The 16,997-nt window shown below is 68.3% G+C and carries 22 protein-coding genes; 4 read left to right on the top strand and 18 right to left on the bottom strand.

Annotated features, from left to right (window positions below; translation table 11 throughout):
* Window positions 1-19: 19 nt before the first annotated feature.
* Complete coding sequence (locus ACT3S3_RS00330; protein ID WP_301443096.1) at window positions 20-1,261, top strand: EsaB/YukD family protein; 1,242 nt, start codon at window positions 20-22, stop codon at window positions 1,259-1,261.
* Window positions 1,258-2,373 carry a S8 family serine peptidase gene (locus ACT3S3_RS00325; protein WP_444625991.1) on the top strand — a complete coding sequence of 372 codons (1,116 nt, stop codon included), beginning with the start codon at window positions 1,258-1,260 and terminating at the stop codon, window positions 2,371-2,373. The genes ACT3S3_RS00330 and ACT3S3_RS00325 overlap by 4 nt, the downstream gene beginning before the upstream one ends.
* On the opposite strand, the gene eccB is transcribed toward ACT3S3_RS00325, so the two are convergent.
* Window positions 2,370-3,542, bottom strand: coding sequence for a type VII secretion protein EccB (gene eccB, locus ACT3S3_RS00320; RefSeq protein WP_444625989.1), 1,173 nt, complete (start codon window positions 3,540-3,542; stop codon window positions 2,370-2,372). The genes ACT3S3_RS00325 and eccB overlap by 4 nt on opposite strands.
* 112 nt (window positions 3,543-3,654) lie before the next feature.
* Here eccB and ACT3S3_RS00315 point away from each other — a divergent pair, with 112 nt between their 5' ends.
* Window positions 3,655-4,416, top strand: a complete 762-nt coding sequence (locus ACT3S3_RS00315) for a hypothetical protein (protein ID WP_441588121.1) — start codon at window positions 3,655-3,657, stop codon at window positions 4,414-4,416.
* Between the two features lie 10 nt (window positions 4,417-4,426).
* Window positions 4,427-5,437, top strand: coding sequence for an arsenic resistance protein (locus tag ACT3S3_RS00310; RefSeq protein ID WP_441579150.1), 1,011 nt, complete (start codon window positions 4,427-4,429; stop codon window positions 5,435-5,437).
* On the opposite strand, the gene truA is transcribed toward ACT3S3_RS00310, so the two are convergent.
* The 17 genes from truA to rpsH all read right to left on the bottom strand — a co-directional run bounded on the left by truA (window position 5,367) and on the right by rpsH (window position 16,913).
* A complete protein-coding gene (gene truA / locus ACT3S3_RS00305; protein WP_301443748.1) occupies window positions 5,367-6,260 on the bottom strand; it encodes a tRNA pseudouridine(38-40) synthase TruA in 894 nt (297 codons plus the stop codon). The genes ACT3S3_RS00310 and truA overlap by 71 nt on opposite strands.
* Window positions 6,257-7,120, bottom strand: coding sequence for a DUF998 domain-containing protein (locus ACT3S3_RS00300; protein ID WP_441579149.1), 864 nt, complete (start codon window positions 7,118-7,120; stop codon window positions 6,257-6,259). Before ACT3S3_RS00300 ends, truA begins: the two co-directional genes overlap by 4 nt.
* Before the next feature lie 131 nt (window positions 7,121-7,251).
* A complete protein-coding gene (gene rplQ / locus ACT3S3_RS00295) occupies window positions 7,252-7,773 on the bottom strand; it encodes a 50S ribosomal protein L17 (RefSeq protein ID WP_301443746.1) in 522 nt (173 codons plus the stop codon).
* A gap of 105 nt (window positions 7,774-7,878) precedes the next feature.
* Window positions 7,879-8,892 (bottom strand): DNA-directed RNA polymerase subunit alpha, encoded by a 1,014-nt coding sequence (locus tag ACT3S3_RS00290; protein WP_301443745.1) that lies wholly within the window; start codon window positions 8,890-8,892, stop codon window positions 7,879-7,881.
* 123 nt (window positions 8,893-9,015) lie between these two features.
* The gene (gene rpsD, locus ACT3S3_RS00285; RefSeq protein WP_038546451.1) at window positions 9,016-9,621 is read right to left on the bottom strand and encodes a 30S ribosomal protein S4; all 606 of its coding nucleotides are present in this window, start codon (window positions 9,619-9,621) and stop codon (window positions 9,016-9,018) included.
* 21 nt (window positions 9,622-9,642) lie between these two features.
* The gene (rpsK, locus tag ACT3S3_RS00280; protein WP_038546448.1) at window positions 9,643-10,047 is read right to left on the bottom strand and encodes a 30S ribosomal protein S11; all 405 of its coding nucleotides are present in this window, start codon (window positions 10,045-10,047) and stop codon (window positions 9,643-9,645) included.
* Between the two features lie 3 nt (window positions 10,048-10,050).
* The gene (rpsM, locus tag ACT3S3_RS00275; protein WP_301443816.1) at window positions 10,051-10,419 is read right to left on the bottom strand and encodes a 30S ribosomal protein S13; all 369 of its coding nucleotides are present in this window, start codon (window positions 10,417-10,419) and stop codon (window positions 10,051-10,053) included.
* Between the two features lie 225 nt (window positions 10,420-10,644).
* Window positions 10,645-10,863: a translation initiation factor IF-1 gene (gene infA, locus ACT3S3_RS00270; RefSeq protein WP_291477496.1), complete on the bottom strand. Its 219-nt coding sequence runs from the start codon at window positions 10,861-10,863 to the stop codon at window positions 10,645-10,647.
* Window positions 10,864-11,081: 218 nt separating this feature from the next.
* Window positions 11,082-11,885: a type I methionyl aminopeptidase gene (map, locus tag ACT3S3_RS00265; RefSeq protein WP_301443815.1), complete on the bottom strand. Its 804-nt coding sequence runs from the start codon at window positions 11,883-11,885 to the stop codon at window positions 11,082-11,084.
* A gap of 19 nt (window positions 11,886-11,904) precedes the next feature.
* Entirely contained in the window at window positions 11,905-12,450 is a 546-nt protein-coding gene (locus tag ACT3S3_RS00260) for an adenylate kinase (protein ID WP_301443814.1), read from the bottom strand.
* Window positions 12,447-13,778: a preprotein translocase subunit SecY gene (secY, locus tag ACT3S3_RS00255; RefSeq protein WP_301443813.1), complete on the bottom strand. Its 1,332-nt coding sequence runs from the start codon at window positions 13,776-13,778 to the stop codon at window positions 12,447-12,449. The genes ACT3S3_RS00260 and secY overlap by 4 nt, the downstream gene beginning before the upstream one ends.
* Before the next feature lie 440 nt (window positions 13,779-14,218).
* Entirely contained in the window at window positions 14,219-14,677 is a 459-nt protein-coding gene (gene rplO / locus ACT3S3_RS00250) for a 50S ribosomal protein L15 (protein ID WP_441578942.1), read from the bottom strand.
* A 2-nt stretch (window positions 14,678-14,679) separates the two neighbouring features.
* Window positions 14,680-14,865 (bottom strand): 50S ribosomal protein L30, encoded by a 186-nt coding sequence (rpmD, locus tag ACT3S3_RS00245; RefSeq protein WP_441578941.1) that lies wholly within the window; start codon window positions 14,863-14,865, stop codon window positions 14,680-14,682.
* A gap of 5 nt (window positions 14,866-14,870) precedes the next feature.
* Window positions 14,871-15,515: a 30S ribosomal protein S5 gene (rpsE, locus tag ACT3S3_RS00240; RefSeq protein ID WP_441588117.1), complete on the bottom strand. Its 645-nt coding sequence runs from the start codon at window positions 15,513-15,515 to the stop codon at window positions 14,871-14,873.
* 40 nt (window positions 15,516-15,555) lie between these two features.
* Window positions 15,556-15,960, bottom strand: a complete 405-nt coding sequence (rplR, locus tag ACT3S3_RS00235) for a 50S ribosomal protein L18 (RefSeq protein ID WP_441588116.1) — start codon at window positions 15,958-15,960, stop codon at window positions 15,556-15,558.
* Between the two features lie 2 nt (window positions 15,961-15,962).
* Complete coding sequence (gene rplF, locus ACT3S3_RS00230) at window positions 15,963-16,499, bottom strand: 50S ribosomal protein L6 (RefSeq protein ID WP_444614975.1); 537 nt, start codon at window positions 16,497-16,499, stop codon at window positions 15,963-15,965.
* 15 nt (window positions 16,500-16,514) lie between these two features.
* Complete coding sequence (rpsH, locus tag ACT3S3_RS00225) at window positions 16,515-16,913, bottom strand: 30S ribosomal protein S8 (RefSeq protein ID WP_441588114.1); 399 nt, start codon at window positions 16,911-16,913, stop codon at window positions 16,515-16,517.
* Window positions 16,914-16,997: the final 84 nt, after the last annotated feature.

Raw genomic sequence — 16,997 nt, 5'->3', positions numbered from 1 at the left:
CCGGGGAACCACACCACCCATGATCGCCGTGAGCATCACCGTCGCACGCGAGCGCACCGTGGAGGCCACCGTGGCCGACACCGTGCCCGTCGCCGAACTCGTCCCACACCTGGTCGACGCCTCCCCCGGGGAGGTCTGGCGCTTGTCCGGCCCGCTCGGCGTGCTGCGCCCGGAGGACTCCCTGGCGCAGTCCGGGGTCCGCCCCGGCGAACGCCTCACCCTCGACAAGGACGCGCTGCCCGCCCCGCCGGTCGACGACGTCGGACGCCTCAGCGCGCCCGTGGCGTCCTCCCCGGCGGTGTGGGTCGCCGCGCTGCTCACCGCCACGGTGTGCTCCCTCGTGTGGGCGCCGCTGTGGGCCCCCGAGGAGCACGTGCGCTGGCACCCCGCCGACGTCAGCGACCTCGCCGTGGCACTGCTCGCCGGGGACGTCGCCGGACGCGGCGGCGCGCTGGCGGTGTGCGCGGTGCTGCTGCTCGCCACGCTCGCCGCGGCCGCCGGTTCCCTGGTGGACCGGCGTTTCGTACCGGTGGCGGCGGTCCTCGGCTTCGGGCTCGGACTGCAGGTCAACATTCTGACGGCCTGCGTTTTCGCCGCGATGTCGGTGTGGCGCCCCGGGGTTGTGCGCACCGTGACCGTGGGCCTGGCGCTGGCCGCCGCGGTCAACGTGAGCCCGGGGCTGACCACGCTGGTGGCCGTGGTGGCGTTGACCTTCTCCGGGCAGCTCGCCGTGGGCCTGGCCGGCATCACCCTGCCGCGGGTGCCGGCGACCGGGCTCTTCGCCGCCGCCGCGCAGGAGGGCGGAGCCAGCGGGGTCGCCGGGGCCACCGACAGCCCTGCCGACCGTTCCGACCGGGCCGCCCGGGCGCTGCGCCTGCACCCCGCCATCGTGGTGACCTGCTGTGTGGTCATCCTCGCCGGTGCCGTCCAGCTCCTGCCCCTTCACGGCGAGGCGAGCTTGTGGACGCTGGCCGCGCTGCTCGCCGTCGCCGTGACCGGCCTGTCCGCGCGCGCCACCCGCCCGGTGCACACGGTGACCGTCACCGTCACCGCCGTGCTCCTGCTTCTCTGGGTGGTGCTGCAGCTGCCCGCACCGTGGTCGCTGCTGGCCCTGGCGCCGGTGGCCCTGCCGGCGGTGCGGATCACCTCCCCGCTGGCCGGACGCGTCCTCGACGTGCTGGAGACCGTGGCCTTCACCGTCTCCGTCCCACTGCTGATCAGCACCACCGGTGTCTTCGAGGTGCTGCGGGGTATCGGATGAGCCCGATACGGCAGCGTGTACGGGCGGCGGTGCTGGTGCCGCTGGCCCTGCTCGTGGCGTCCGGCGCGGTGGTGCTGCCACCGGCCCAGGCGCAGCAACGCTGCGATGAGCCGCTCGTCGGCGACGTCCTGCCCGTCGACGTCGCCCTGCCGCACGACCTGTCCACCGGGCACGACGTGGGGGTCGCCGTGGTGGACACCGGGGCCTCCGCCCCCGGCGTGGTCACCGAGCGCCCCGGCGACCGGGACCACTGCCTGCTGCAAGGCACCGCGGTGACCGGGGTGCTGCGCACCGTCGCCCCGGGGGCACGCGTGGTCTCCGTACGCCAGGGCGACGGGTCGAACACCACCGTCGCCGACCTCGTCGACGCACTCGACCGTGCCCGCACCACCGCCTCCGAACACGGGGTGCGGATCCTCAACGTCTCCGTGGTGGCCTGCGAGGACACCGCCGAACTACGCCGTGCCGTCGACGCCGTGGAACGCGAGGGGCTGCTGCTCGTCGCCGCCGCCGGCAACGCCGGACAGTGCCGGGACGACCAGGTCCCCTACCCCGCCGCGCTGCCCGGTGTACTCACCGTGGGCGGGGTCGACGCGCGGGAACCGGATACCGATCCCGGCACCGACCCCGACGCCGGACGACGCCCCGCCGACTACTCCGTGCCCGGCGAGTGGGTGGACCTGCACGCACCGGGCGGTCCGGTGTCGGCGACGCTGCAGACCGACGGCACCGACAGGACGATCGTCGGCGACCCCGCCCCGTTCTCCGGCACCAGTTTCGCCTCACCCGTGGTCGCGGGTACGGCCGCCCTGGTGTGGCAGCTGCGCCCGGAACTCTCCGCCGCCGAGGTGCGCGCCCTGCTCGTCGACACCGCCGAGCAGGGTGTGGTGCCGGTGGTCTCCCCGGTGGCGGCGGTGGGCGCGGTACTGGACCGGGCGGGTTCCGCAGAAATCGCAGGGCACGCTGAAGCCGCCGCGCACTACGAGATGCCCGCCGAGGTCTCCGTGGTGCGTGCCGTCGACGTCCCGGCGGACCTGCGGGTTCCCCTGGCGTTGGCGGGGGTCGTGGCGGTGGCGATATTGACCGCGTTAATCCTTCGGGTCCGCCGCTAGCGACCGGTGAGGGTGCGGCTCGCCCGCTCCTCGGAGAGCACCCCGCCGTCCGGCAGTCCCTCCAGCACCCGGAACGGCACCTGCGCCAGGTCCCCGACACCGGAACCATCCTCACCCTCCACCAGCCCCAGCACCCGCAGGTCCTCGGCGGCCGTCACCTGGTAGCGCACCCCGGATTCGGCGACGAGCACGTAGCCACGCTCGGTAAGCAGGGCGGAGGTGCCCCGCGGGCCCACGAAGTGCGAGCCCGGCTGCGGGGCGTCGCGCTCGAGATCATCGATCGCCACAACGTGGTCACCGATGCACACCTCCCCCACCGTCACCCCATCCACCAGGTCCAGCTCCACCGGCACATGCGACAGGGCCGACAGCCCGGTGACCTCCGGTCGCGACAGCACCACCGACAACGGTTCGCTGGCCTGGTGCGGCACCAGGGCCTCCACGATCGCCCGGCGCGCACCGGTGACCTCGGCGACACCGTCCTGCCCGGTGAGGAAGACCCGGTCGCCGGCGGCGACGGCGTGCCGCAACGAGCCCAACGCCACGTCCGGCCCCCGGTCCAGGACCTCCAGCACGTCCTGGCTCACCGGAACCGGGGCCACCCCCAGGGCCCGGGCCAGCACCGGGCCGTCCGGCAGCAGCAACCGTCGTCCGTCCACCGCCAGCCACGTGCCGGACGGTGCGGCAAGCACCGCCGCCCCGGCGTCCGGCAACGCGGGTGCGGCGACCACCCCGTCGGCGCAACGCGCCCAGGACACCACGGGGGCGGGCACCAGGCCCGGGGCGTCCGGCACGCCGAGCGTGGGCCCGGTACCGAAGGACGCCAACTGCCCCGACGTCGAGGAGGTCACCTCCTCGGGTGCACCGAGCAGCAGGCGGGCGGAGGCGACGTTGGTCACCGGGTGGAAGTCGGTGCCGATGCGCACGTGCAGGGTGCCGGCCTCGTCGGCGACGATGCCGGCGTCGTCGATGGACGGCTGGGGCCGCAGCATCGCCACCAGCAGGATCCCGCCGGTGACCAGCAGGGTGAGCAGCATCCCCACCCCCACCGCCCGACGCTGCGTGCGCAACGGGTCCTGCGCCATACGCGCATCCCCGGTGACCAGTGCCAATTCGGCGCGTCGCAGCAGGAACGAGTAACCGGACACCTGCAGACCTGTGGTCCTCATGAAAGACTTCCCCCTGTTGTTTCCCCCGGCACACTGTGCCTATGCTTGCGGATGGTACATCATCGGGTGCGCCGGGGCAGGGGAAACCGAGGGGGAGTTCATGGGCAGGTTTATGGCTGCGGTGCGGTGGTACCACCGGCAGGTGCACGGCGGAGCCGCGGCCGGTGAGGGCGAGCGGGTGTGGTTCCGCGTGCACGTGCCGCACACACGGACCTGGGGCGGGGCACACGTCGACCCCGTGGCGCTGGACGCCCCGCTGCTCGAGAGCCTCGCCGCGGGCCTGCGGGTGGACGCCGGGCTGCTGGCGACCGCGGTGGCCCCGTCGCCGCGGGCGTCCTCCCCGCTGGAGCGTTCCTACGTGGGCCTGGCGTCGCTGCTGCGTATCCCTGGGCATTGCCTTGTCGGCGTGCCTGCCGAGGCGGCCGAGCGGATGCCGTGGGCGGCGGCGGGCTGTGGGCTGCTGGCCTCCCGGTTGCCCGATCTACCTGCGGCGGCGACGATGCGCAGCGGGCTGCAGGCCGGCCCGCTGCCCGGCTGGATGGTGGGCACGGACGTGTACGGGGCGCCGGTGGTGCTGCACCTGCCGCCGGGGACCACGGTACTGCTGCGCGGGCGGGACGCCGCGACGGTCGCGCGCACCGTCGCGCCGTCCGGCCGCGTCCCGGGGCAGGACGCGGCGCTGGTCGAGTCGGCCGAGGCGTGGCGCGCCGCGTGGCATCCGCAGCGCTGCCGCGTGGTGGTGCAGGACGGGGAGTTGGACGAGCTTCTCGCGGATGTGGTGGCGGACGTGGTGGTCGACCTCGACGCCGGGACGCTGACGTCGGCCGACGTCACTGTCGAGGTGACCGCTCTGCCGCTCCGGGCGCCCCGCTAACCTGGGGGCCGTGAAGAGACTCGTCGCGGGCATGGAGCGCCACCAGATCGCCCTGTACCTGCTCGCCATCCTTGTCGGCGGTGTCGTCGGCATGGTGGCAGGGTCCGGTACCGCCGGGGCGGCCGGGCACCTGGTGAACCCGGTGCTGGGTCTGCTGCTCTACGTGACGTTCCTGGGCATCCCGCTGCGCCGGGCATTGTCCACCCTGCGCGACCTGCGCTTCCTGGCCACGGTGGCCATGGTGAACTTCGTGGCCGTGCCGTTGGTGGTGTGGCTGCTGACCCGGCCCATCGCCGGGGACGAGGTGCTGCTCGTCGGGGTGCTGTTCGTGCTGCTGGCCCCGTGCATCGACTACGTGATCGTGTTCACCGGGCTGGCCGGTGGCGCGGCAGACCGGCTGCTCGCCGCCGCTCCGCTGCTCATGGCCGCCCAGATGCTGCTGCTGCCGGTGTACCTGTGGGCCTTCCTCGGCTCCGAGGTCCTGGGAGGGTTCGACGCCGGCCCCTTCGTCGAGGCGTTCGTGGTGCTCATCGTGCTGCCGCTGTGCGCCGCCGCCGCGACCCAGGCGATCCCCGGGCGGGCGGGGGACGCCGTGCGCGAGGTGATGGCCGGGCTCATGGTCCCGCTGATGATGCTGACCCTGGCGCTGGTGGTGGCATCACAGATCGCCGGGGTGGACCGGCAACTCTCGTGGCTGGTGCAGGTCGTGCCGGTGTACGTGGCGTTCGTGGTGGTGATGACGGCGCTGGGCTGGCTCGCCGGACGCCCCTGCGCCGGGACGCCGGGCGCGCTGGACGTGCCGGCGCGTCGGGCGGTGGTGTTCACCGGGGTGACCCGCAACTCGCTGGTCGTGCTGCCGCTGGTGCTGGCCCTGCCCGCCGGCTACGAACTCGCCCCGCTGGTGGTGGTCACCCAGACGCTCGTCGAACTGGTGGCGATGGTGGTGCTGGTCAGGACGGTTCCGCTGATGATCCCGTCGCGTCCGACGGCGCGTCCACCGGTGCCCGCCGGTCACGGGTGACGGCCACGCGGGCCGCCATCTCGTCCTGCGGCGGGTACTGGACCTCCACGAGGTTCAGCCCGCACGCTGGGGCCACGGCCACCGCCGAACTGCGGGAACGCTCGTCGAGCAGCCCGCGGGTGAATGCCTCGTCGCGGCGCCCCTCCCCCACGCTCAACACCGCGCCCACCAGGGAGCGCACCATCGACCAGCAGAAGGCGTCCGCCACGACCGTCGCCTCGTAGGTCTGCGGTTCGGCGACGGTGGACACGTCACGCCAGGTGAACTCCTGGAGTTCGCGCACCGTGGTGGCGTTGGGCCGGTACTTGCAGAAGGCGGCGAAGTCGTGCAGGCCGACTAGGACGTCCGACGCGGTCTGCACCGCGGCGAGGTCGACGTCGCGCCGCCAGGTGGCGGTGTCGCGGGCGCGCACCGGCAGCACCCCGGCGTCCGCGGTGGTCACCCGGTAGCGGTAGCGCCGCGACAGCGCGGAGAACCGCGCGTCGAAACCCTCCGGTGCGGCCGTGGCACCGTGCAGGCGGATGTCCGTCGGGAGCATCCGCGACAGCCGACGCACCAGCGCCTCCGGTCGGTCCAGCGAGCGTTGCTCGAACGCGGAGGACGGCAGGTCGACGTGCGCGACCTGCCCGTCGGCGTGAACGCCGGCGTCGGTGCGTCCGGCGACGACGAGCTCCACCGGTTCCCGCACGACCAGCGACAGGGCGTCCTCCAGCACACCGGCGACGGTCCGCAGACCCTCCTGCGGACCCTTCTGGCGCGCCCAGCCGTGGAAGTCCGTGCCGTCGTAGGCGACGTCGAGCCGGACGCGGACCTGCCCGGTCATGAATCCTCCTGGGTGGTGTTGCCGTCGCGGTCGTCATGTCGGCGCCGGCCCCAGCCGCTCGCCCGGGAACCGGACAGTCCGGCGAAGCCCGGGTAACGGCGCTGGTTGTGGCCGGGGGCGGAGTCCGGGAACTCGAGGGCCTCGAACTCGGCCGTCTCAGCCATCTCGGCCACGCGACGGCTCTCCTGGTCGCCCGCCCCGCCGAGGGAGTACATGCACACCCCGATGATCATCAACCAGACCGTCAACGTGTCGAAGGCCAGCCGCTCGTAGGCGCCCGGCATACCGCGCGGCCCGAGCAGCAGCAACGCCAGCAGGCCCACCACCGAGGCGGTGAGCATCAGGCGGGTGATCGGCAGGTAGCCGCCGTAGATCAACGGGTGCGGGCCGCGTCCCCCCGCGGTGCGGGCCGTCCCGACACCGGTGAGGAAGGCCATGAACGCCCACATCAGGATCGCGTAGAACAACATGGACAGGTCGTGGATCGCCGCGGACACGTCGTAGGGGAACAAGCCCGCCAGCATGTACATCGCGCCGGCGCCGCCGATGAGCACCGCTGACATGCGCACCGAGCGGTGCCTCTCCGACCCGGCGGCGATCCACATCACCCCGGCGGCGACGACGATGAGGAACCCCGCGGCCACGTAGGACACGTTGGTGACCAGGTAGGCGGGGTTGCAGACGTACCGGGTGCCCAGGTTGTCGCGCAGCACCTGGCATTCGGTGACGGTGTAGTCGCCGAGCCGGTTGTCCGTGAAGGAGTACAGGCCACGCCAGCTCAGCAGGGCGGCGATGTGGCCGAACCCGGTGGCGAGACCGCTGAGGATCAGCAGCACGCCGGAAAGTCGGTAGGTCAACACAGGGCATGACTCTACCAAGGAGAACGCCGGGAACCACGTTCACGACTGCACATGCAACAACGCCCGCCCTCACCGTTTCACGGTGGGGACGGGCGTGGTCGGTTTCCGCGGGTGCGGAGAGTACCGGGGACTTACTTCTCCTCGGTGGACTCCTCAGCCTCTGCAGCCTCGTCGGCGGCAGCGGCGTCGGTGGCCTCGTCGGCCTCGACGACCGGTGCGTCCTCGGAGACCGGGGTCTCCTCGGCGGCCTTGGAGGCGGCCGCGCGGGTGGCGCGGGTCGCCTCGGAGGAGGCGAGCTCCTCGAGGACCAGGGAGATCTGGCTCATCGGAGCGTTGTCACCCTTACGGTTCTCGAGCTTGATGATGCGGGTGTAACCACCGTTACGGCCCTCGAACTTCGGCGCGAGCTCGTTGAACAGGTAGGCGACGACCTCCTTGTCCGTGATGAGCTTCAGCACGTTACGACGGTCGGCGACGGTACCCTTCTTCGCCTTCGTGATGATCTTCTCGACGTACGGGCGCAGCAGCTTGGCCTTCGCGTCCGTGGTCTTGATGGCGCCGTGCTCGATGAGCTGAGCTGCCAGGTTGGCGAGGATCTTCTTCTGGTGGGAAGCAGATCCGCCGAGGCGGGCACCCTTCTTCGGGGTAGGCATAACTTCTCCTCGTGTGTTTCTCTAGTCAGACTGTGTCAAGCGCGGTGTCGGCGAACCACCGGTGTCCCACACAGCACAGCCGACGGCGGTTCCCGAAACGAGTTGCTACTCTGCGATGTCTTCGCCCTCGGTGTCGACGAATTCGCCGGACTCCGGGTCGTAGCCCTCAATGTCGTTGATGTCGAAGCCCTCGGGCGCGTCCTTGAGACCCAGGCCCAGCTCAGCGAGCTTGACCTTGACCTCGTTGATGGACTTCTGACCGAAGTTGCGGATGTCCAGCAGGTCGGACTCGGTCCGGCCGGCGAGCTCGCCGACGGTGTGGATGTCCTCACGCTTCAGGCAGTTGTACGACCGCACGGAGAAGTCGAGGTCCTCGATCGGGGTGCTGTAGGCGGCGATGTGCTCGGTCTCCATCGGGGACGGGCCGATCTCGATACCTTCAGCAGCCAGGTTGAGTTCCTGGGCCAGACCGAACAGCTCCACCAGGGTCTTGCCTGCGGACGCCATGGCGTCGCGGGCGGTGATGGAGTTCTTCGTCTCGACGTCGATGACCAGCTTGTCGAAGTCCGTGCGCTGTTCCACACGGGTTGCCTCGACCTTGTAGCTGACCTTCAGCACCGGGGAGTAGATCTGGTCGACCGGGATACGGCCGATCTCACCGGTGGTGGGTGCGGCCGGGACGTATCCGCGGCCACGCTCGACGACGAGCTCGATGTCGATCTTGCCCTGCTCATTCAGGGTCGCGATGTGCAGGTCCGGGTTGTGGACCTCCACACCGGTCGGGGTGACGACGTCAGCCCCGGTGACCTCACCGGCGCCCTCCTTGCGGATGTACATCGTGACCGGCTCATCGGAGTCCGAGGACAGAACCAGGGCCTTGATGTTCAGGATGATGTCGGAGACATCCTCCTTCACGCCGGGGATGGTGGTGAACTCGTGGAGCACACCCTCGATCCGGATGGAGGTGACCGCTGCGCCCGGGATGGACGACAGCAGGGTACGGCGCAGCGAGTTTCCGAGGGTGTAGCCGAAACCCGGCTCCAGCGGCTCGATGACGAACCGGGAGCGGGCGGGGCTGACGAACTCTTCGCTCAACGCCGGGCGCTGTGAAATGAGCATCTTGCTTCTCCTAGGTGGCGACCGTTATTTGACGCCGTAGGGATGAACAACTGAATACTTCTCGGGAACCGCCACCGGCCCATGCAGGCGGTGACGGGGTGAAACGGTGGTGCGACGAACGTCCTACTTGGAGTAGAACTCGACGATGAGCTGCTCCTGCAGCGGGACGTCGATCTGGGCGCGCTCGGGCAGCTGGTGCACGAGGATGCGCAGGGAGGACGGCACGACCTGGAGCCAGGCCGGGACGACGGCGTCGACCAGGAGCTCCTGGGCCTCCTCGAACCACAGCATCGAGCGGGAACGGTCCCGGACGTCGATGATGTCGTACTGGGAGACCTGGAAGGACGGCACGTTGATGTTCTTGCCGTTCACGGTGAAGTGACCGTGGGAGACGAGCTGACGTGCCTGTCGACGGGTGCGGGCCAGGCCTGCACGGTAGACGACGTTGTCGAGACGCGACTCCAGGAGGATCACCAGGTTGTCACCGGTCTTGCCGGGACGACGGTTCGCCTCGGCGTAGTAACGGCGGAACTGCTTCTCCATGACGCCGTAGGTGAAGCGGGCCTTCTGCTTCTCCTGCAGCTGGGTCAGGTACTCCGACTCCTTGATGCGCGTACGACCGGCCTGTCCCGGGGGGTACGGGCGACGCTCGAACGAGCGGTCCCCGCCGACGAGGTCGACGCGGAGACGACGGGACTTACGGGTGGCGGATCCGGTATAGCGAGCCATGTGGTATCCCTATCCTTTCTTCTAGACGCGACGACGCTTCGGCGGACGGCAGCCGTTGTGCGGCTGCGGGGTCACGTCGGAGATCGTTCCGACCTCAAGGCCGGCGGTGGACAGGGAACGGATGGCGGTCTCGCGGCCGGAGCCCGGGCCCTTGACGAAAACGTCGACCTTCTTCATGCCGTGCTCCATCGCCTTGCGGGCGGCGGACTCGGCGGCCATCTGGGCAGCGAACGGCGTGGACTTACGGGAGCCCTTGAAGCCGACGTGTCCCGAGGAGGCCCAGGAGATGACAGCACCCTTCGGGTCCGTGATGGACACGATGGTGTTGTTGAAGGTGGACTTGATGTATGCGGCGCCGTGGGCCACATTCTTCTTTACGACGCGACGGCCGGTACGGCGTGCGCCGGAGCGTGCTTTGGGAGGCATAGACTACTTCTTCTTTCCTGCGATCGTCTTCTTCGGGCCCTTGCGCGTACGAGCATTGGTCTTCGTGCGCTGACCGCGCACGGGCAGGCCACGACGGTGGCGGATGCCCTGGTAGCAACCGATCTCGATCTTGCGACGGATGTCAGCCTGGACCTCGCGGCGAAGATCGCCCTCGACCTTCCAGGTGCTCTCGATCGCGTCCCTCAGAATGGAGATGTGCTCGTCCGTGAGGTCCTTGGACCGCAGGTCGGGAGAGATGCCGGTCTTCTCCAGCAGCTCGGCGGCACGGGCGGGGCCGATGCCGTAGATGTAGGTGAGTGCAACCTCCATGCGCTTGTCGCGCGGGAGGTCAACACCAGCAAGGCGTGCCATATGGCAGTTCCTTCCGGATTACAGCGGCGGTTTTCTCCACACACGTCCCGTGGTTCCGTCCCTGCCCCGCCCGGTGAAGGGTGGGGAGAGGGACGGCGGGCTCCAGCCGCCGCGGCCGAAGGTGGTTGCCCGGGTTACGGTCCCCGTGAAGGGGACGGCTACCGTGCGGGCGGATGAGTGGAGGCTTGAATGACTTGTGCGACCAGCGCTACCGGTCGGAGTCGTCTACTTGTAGCGGTAGACGATCCGGCCGCGAGTCAGGTCGTAGGGAGACAGCTCCACGACGACCCGGTCCTCGGGGAGGATACGGATGTAGTGCTGACGCATCTTGCCGGAGATGTGTGCGAGCACCTTGTGCCCGTTGTCCAGCTCAACGCGGAACATCGCGTTCGGCAAGGGCTCGACGATCTTGCCCTCAACCTCGATGGCGCCTTCTTTAGCCATATCCTCCACTTTTCCCGGCCCACCCCGTGAGGGACGGACCTTTAGGTCTGGTCTCGTTGATGTGTCGGGCATACTGCTATTTCACAGTGCCCCAGTGTTCACACCAACGGTTTACCATACGGCATCGGCCCTGGACATGACAAATGCGGGTGCATTCGTCACGTCCAGGGCCGTGAGGTCCGGTGTGCTCCGGTGTAATCCGGGAACCCCGGGAAAACTCAGTACCGCGGGGTGAGGATCCGCGGGCCGTCCTTCGTGGCGGCGACCGTGTGCTCCCAGTGGGAGGCCGGCGTACCGTCGAGCGTCTTGACACCCCAGTCGTCCTCGAGGACGTAGGAGTCCACGGTGCCGAGGGCGAGCATCGGCTCGATGGCCAGCGTGCTGCCCTCCTCGATGCGCGGTCCCTTGCCGGGGGCGCCCTCGTTGGCGAGATAGGGGTCCTCGTGCATCTCGTGACCGATGCCGTGCCCGCCGTACCCGTCGACGATGTAGAGCTGCACACCGAACTTCTCGACGGCCTGCTCGGTGGCCTCCTCCAGCGCCCAGGAGATGTCGGTGAGGCGGTTGCCCGGGAGCATCGCCTCGATCCCCTGGTACAGCACCCACTCGGTGGCCTGGTTCAGCTTGAGGGTCTCGGGGGCGAGCGCGTCGTCCCCGCCGACGGCGAAGGTCCAGGCGGAGTCGCCGACCCAGCCGTCGAGGGTGGCGCCACAGTCGATGGAGACCAGGTCGCCGTCCTTCAGCACGGTGGCCGAGTCCGGGATGCCGTGGACGATCATGTCGTTCACGGAGGAGCAGATGCTCCCCGGGAATCCGCCGTACCCCTTGAAGGTGGGCACGGCGCCGGCGGAGCGGATCGTCTCCTCGGCGACGGCGTCGAGGTCGAGGGTGCTCACACCGGCCTTCGCGGCGGCGCGCACGGCCTGCAGGGCACGTCCGACGATCTCGCCGGACGCCTGCATCGCGTCGAGCTCCCCAGGGGTCTTGCCCTGGATGACCTTGTTCTTCCTACGGAAACCCATCATCAACCAATCAGCGCGTTCAGCGGTCCAGTGCGTCCAGCGTGGAGGACGAGATGTCCTCGACGGTACCCTCAGCGTCCACGTTGACGATGATGTCAGAGTAGTAGTCGATCAGCGGGGCCGTCTCGTCGCGGTAGACCTGCAGGCGGGTGCGGATCGTGTCCTCGGTGTCGTCGCTGCGGCCGCGGGCCAGCATGCGCTCCACCACGACGTCCTCGGTCACCTGGTAGTTGAGGACGTTGTTCAGGGACGTGCCCTTGCCCTCGAGGATCTCCGAGAGGATCTCGGCCTGCTCGACCGTGCGGGGGAACCCGTCGAGGAGGAAGCCGTCGGCGGCGTCCTGCTGGTCGAGGCGCTTGCTCACCATGTCGGCGGTGACGGAGGTGGGGACGAGCTTGCCGGCGTCCATGTACTCCTGCGCCTGGCGACCGAGGTCGGTCTCCTTGGAGATGTTCTCCCGGAAGAGATCACCCGTGGAGATGTGCGGCACGCCCAGCGAATCGGCGAGGATGGCGGCCTGTGTGCCCTTACCTGCACCGGGAGGGCCGAGGAGAACGAGTCTCATTTGAGGAATCCTTCGTAGTTGGCTTGCATGAGCTGGGACTCGATCTGCTTGACGGTGGTCAGTGCGACCGAGACCATAATCAGGATAGCGGTACCACCGAATGCGCCGAGACTTGAGGCGGCGCCGTCAGAGGCAAGTCCCATCGTAATCGCTACGTTCGGCAGAACGGCGATGACGGCGAGATAGATCGAACCGACGAGCAGCAGACGGGTCATGACGTACCAGAGGTACTCGGCGGTGGGACGCCCCGGACGGATGCCCGGGATGAATCCACCGTACTTCTTCATGTTGTCGGCCTGGTCGTTCGGGTCGTACTGGATCGACACGTAGAAGTACGAGAAGAAGATGATCAGCAGGGCGAAGATCAGAATGTAGGGCCAGCTGGACGGGTCCGACAGCATGGTCATCACGTTGCGGTTCCACCAGTTGTCCTCCTGCCCGGCATTGCCGGACTGGATGATCTGCGTGATCAGGATCGGCACGGTGAGGATCGAGGAGGCGAAGATCACCGGGATCACGCCCGCCTGGTTCACCTTCAGCGGCAGGTACGTGGAGGTCTCCCCGTACTGGCGACGACCGACCATGCGCTTGGCGTACTGCACCGGGATACGGCGCTGCCCCTGCTCGATGAAGATGACGGCGATGACCAGGATCAGCACCGCCACCACGACACCGGCGAAGACGAAGCCGCCGGAGCTGCGCAGGATCTGCATGCCCTGCGCCGGCAGCTGCGTGGCGATACCGGCGAAGATCAGCAGCGACATACCGTTGCCGACGCCGCGGTCGGTGATCAGCTCACCGAACCACATCACCAGCACGGCACCGGCGGTCATGATGAGCACCATCATCACCAGGCCGAAGATCCCGACGTCCTCGTGGAGCACGCGGACGTCGCTGCCCAGCAGCTGCTGGCGGTCGGCCAGCGCCACGATGCCCGCCGACTGCAGCAGGGCCAGCGCAACGGTGAGGTAGCGGGTGTACTCGGTCATCTTGGCCTGACCGGACTGCCCCTCCTTCTTGAGCTGTTCGAAGCGCGGGATGACCACGGTCAGCAGCTGCACGATGATCGACGCGGTGATGTACGGCATGATGCCGATCGCGAAGACCGACAACTGGAGCAGGGCGCCACCGGAGAACAGGTTGATCAGCGTGTACATGCTGTTCGATCCGTCCTCGGTCAGTGAACGGACCTGCGAGGTGACTTCCGCGTAGTCGACACCGGGGGTCGGGATCTGTGCTCCGATCCGGTAGAGGATGATCATCGCAAGGGTGAAGAAGATCTTCTTGCGGAGATCAGCATCCCGGAACGCCGAGAGCAAGGCGGTCACGTTTGCCTCCTGGCTCGGCAGTCTCGGTCGGGAGTACCACTCCCGGGTCGGGCCGCCGAAGGTTTCTGCTTGGGGTAGGTGTTCGGTCACTGGGTCCCCTGCCGGACACCCCCGAGAACTTTCGGGCGCACCACATGGGGACAGACAACTGCACAAGGATAGCAGGGGTCGCATGGAAGGTTACACTTCCGTGACCAACTCCGCGGTGCCGGACGCCGAACCCTGTGCGCACACCGCCGTGCGGTGTCCCCGTCACGCGTCAGCGGGCGCTGCGGGATCCCCGTGCGAGCACCGTGTACGCGATGTCTGCCCCCTCCCCCACTGCCCCCTAACCCGCACACACGAAAACCCCGCCCCCGCCGAATAATCGGCGGGGGCGGGGTTCATTCACCGGCGGTGTCCGTCAGGCACGAGGCCCGACGGCTACCACACAGGTGATACTAGGATGCGTCGGCGGCGTTCTTCACGCTACCGCCGGCAGCCTCGATCTTCTCCTTGGCGGAGCGGGAGAACTTGTCCGCGGTCACGTTCAGCGATGCGGAGATCTCGCCGTCGCCCAGGACCTTGACGGGCTGGTTGACGCGGACCAGACCGGCGGACACGATGTCCGCCACGGTCACGTCGCCGCCCTTGGGGAATGCCTTCTCCAGGTCAGAGACGTTGACGACCTGGAAGACGACCTTCGCCGGGTTCTTGAAGCCCTTGAGCTTCGGCAGACGCATGTGCAGCGGCATCTGGCCACCCTCGAAGGCGGCAGAGACCTGCTTGCGGGCGCGGGTGCCCTTGGTACCACGGCCGGCGGTCTTACCCTTGGACGCCTCGCCACGACCCACGCGGGTCTTGGCGGTGTTGGCGCCCTTGGAGGGCCGCAGGTCGTGCAGCTTGATGGGTTCGCTCATGATTACTCCCCTGCTACTTCCTCGACCTGGACCAGGTGGCGCACGGTGTTGATCTGACCGCGGACGATGGGACCGTCCTCACGGGTGACCGACTGACCGATACGCTTCAGGCCCAGCGAGCGCAGCGAGTTGCGCTGCTTCGAAATGGTTCCGACAGTGCCCTTGAGCTGGGTGATCTTCAGTGCCATCTCAATCACGCTCCCTGTCCTGCGGCGCGGGCGCGCAGCATCTGAGCCGGGGCGACCTCTTCGAGGGACTTACCGCGACGTGCGGCGACCTCTTCGGGGCGGACCAGCTGCTTGAGTGCGTCCACGGTGGCGTGGACGACGTTGATCGCGTTGTCGGAGCCCAGGGACTTCGACAGGACGTCCTGGACGCCGGCGCACTCGAGCACGGGGCGGGCGGCGCCACCGGCGATGACACCGGTACCCGGCGCAGCGGGCTTCATCCACACGACACCAGCGGCGGCTTCGCCCTGGACCTCGTGGGTGATGGTGCCGGCGATCATCGGGACGCGGAAGAAGTTCTTGCGAGCTTCCTCGGCACCCTTCTGGATGGCGGCGGGGACTTCCTTGGCCTTGCCGTAGCCGACGCCGACCATGCCCTGGCCGTCACCGACGATCACGAGGGCGGTGAAGCTGAAGCGACGACCACCCTTGACGACCTTGGAGACGCGGTTGATGGTCACGACGCGCTCGAGGTACTGCGAGCGCTCGTCCTGCTGGTCGCGACGGCCACCACGACGGTCGTCACGACCACCGTTGTTGCCGCGGCCGCGGTTGTCCTTGTTGTCCTTGTTGTTACTGTCGGCGGTGCGTCCGCCGTTACGATCCGACATCACGCAGTCCTTCCGTCGGTGAAAATATTGTCGTTGCGCATTAGAACTTCAGACCACCTTCACGGGCGGCGTCGGCCAGGGCGGCGACACGGCCGTGGTACTGGTAACCACCACGGTCGAAGACGACGGCCTCGACACCGGCGGCCTTGGCGCGCTCGGCGATCAGCTGACCGATACGGGCGCCACGGTCCTTCTTGTCACCTTCCAGCGCACGGACGTCCGGCTCGATCGTCGACGCAGCGGCCAGGGTGTAGCCCTTGGTGTCGTCGATGACCTGGACGTGCATGTGACGGGAGGTGCGGTGCACCACGAGACGCGGGGTCTCGGGGGTACCGGTGATGTTCTTGCGCAGACGGTAGTGACGACGTGCGCGTGCGACGCGGCGGCGGGTGGAGATGTCCTTGCCCACCGGGAGGCGCTTGTTGCTTGCAGTGCTCTGTGCCATCTCTACTTACCCGTCTTTCCGACCTTGCGACGGATCTGCTCGCCCGCGTAGCGGATACCCTTGCCCTTGTAGGGGTCGTCCTTACGGAGACGACGGATATTTGCGGCGATCTGTCCGACCTGCTGCTTATCGATACCGGTGATGGAGAACTTGGTGTTTCCGTCGACCGCGAAGGTGATTCCCTCGGGGGCCTCGATGAGGACCGGGTGGGAGTAGCCGAGGGCGAACTCGAGGTTGCTGCCCTTGGCCTGGACGCGGTAGCCGACACCGAAGATTTCCATCTTGGTGGTGTAGCCCTCGGTCACGCCGACAACCATGTTGTTGACGAGGGACCGGGACAGGCCGTGCAGGGAGCGGTTCTTGCGGTGGTCGTCGGGACGGCTCACCACGAGCTCGTTGTCCTCCTGGACAACGGAGATGGGATCCGGGATGACCTGCGAGAGAGTTCCCTTGGGGCCCTTGACCTCGACGTTCTGACCGTCGATGGTGACGGTGACGCCGGAGGGAACGGCCACGGGGTTCTTACCGATTCGTGACATTGCTTCGTCCTCCTTCTACCAGACGTAGGCGAGGACTTCCCCACCCACGCCCTTCTCGGTCGCCTGACGGTCGGTCAGCAGGCCATGGGAGGTGGAGATGATCGCCACGCCCAGGCCGCCGAGGACCTTCGGGAGGTTGGTGGACTTGGCGTACACGCGCAGGCCCGGCTTGGACACGCGGCGCAGACCGGCGATCGAACGCTCGCGGGTCGTGCTGTACTTCAGTTCCAGGGTGAGCTTCTTGCCCGTCGAGGCGTCCTCGACGGCGTAGTCGGCGATGTAGCCCTCGGACTTGAGGATCTCGGCGATGTTGGCCTTGATCTTCGAGGACGGCATCGAGACACTGTCGTGGTACGCGTTGGACGCGTTCCGCACGCGGGACAGCATGTCCGCGATGGGGTCAGTCATGGTCATGAAAGTGACCTCTTGCCTTTCTCGTCACGGTTCCCCGTCCACCCGGGCGTCACCGCGCATTTGTGTCCGGCAACTCGACGCTCC

It is taken from the genome of Corynebacterium sp. AOP40-4SA-5 (genome assembly GCF_052377355.1).
In the GTDB taxonomy this organism is placed as follows: Bacteria; Actinomycetota; Actinomycetes; order Mycobacteriales; family Mycobacteriaceae; genus Corynebacterium.
This window is presented reverse-complemented; position numbering and strand designations above follow the sequence as displayed.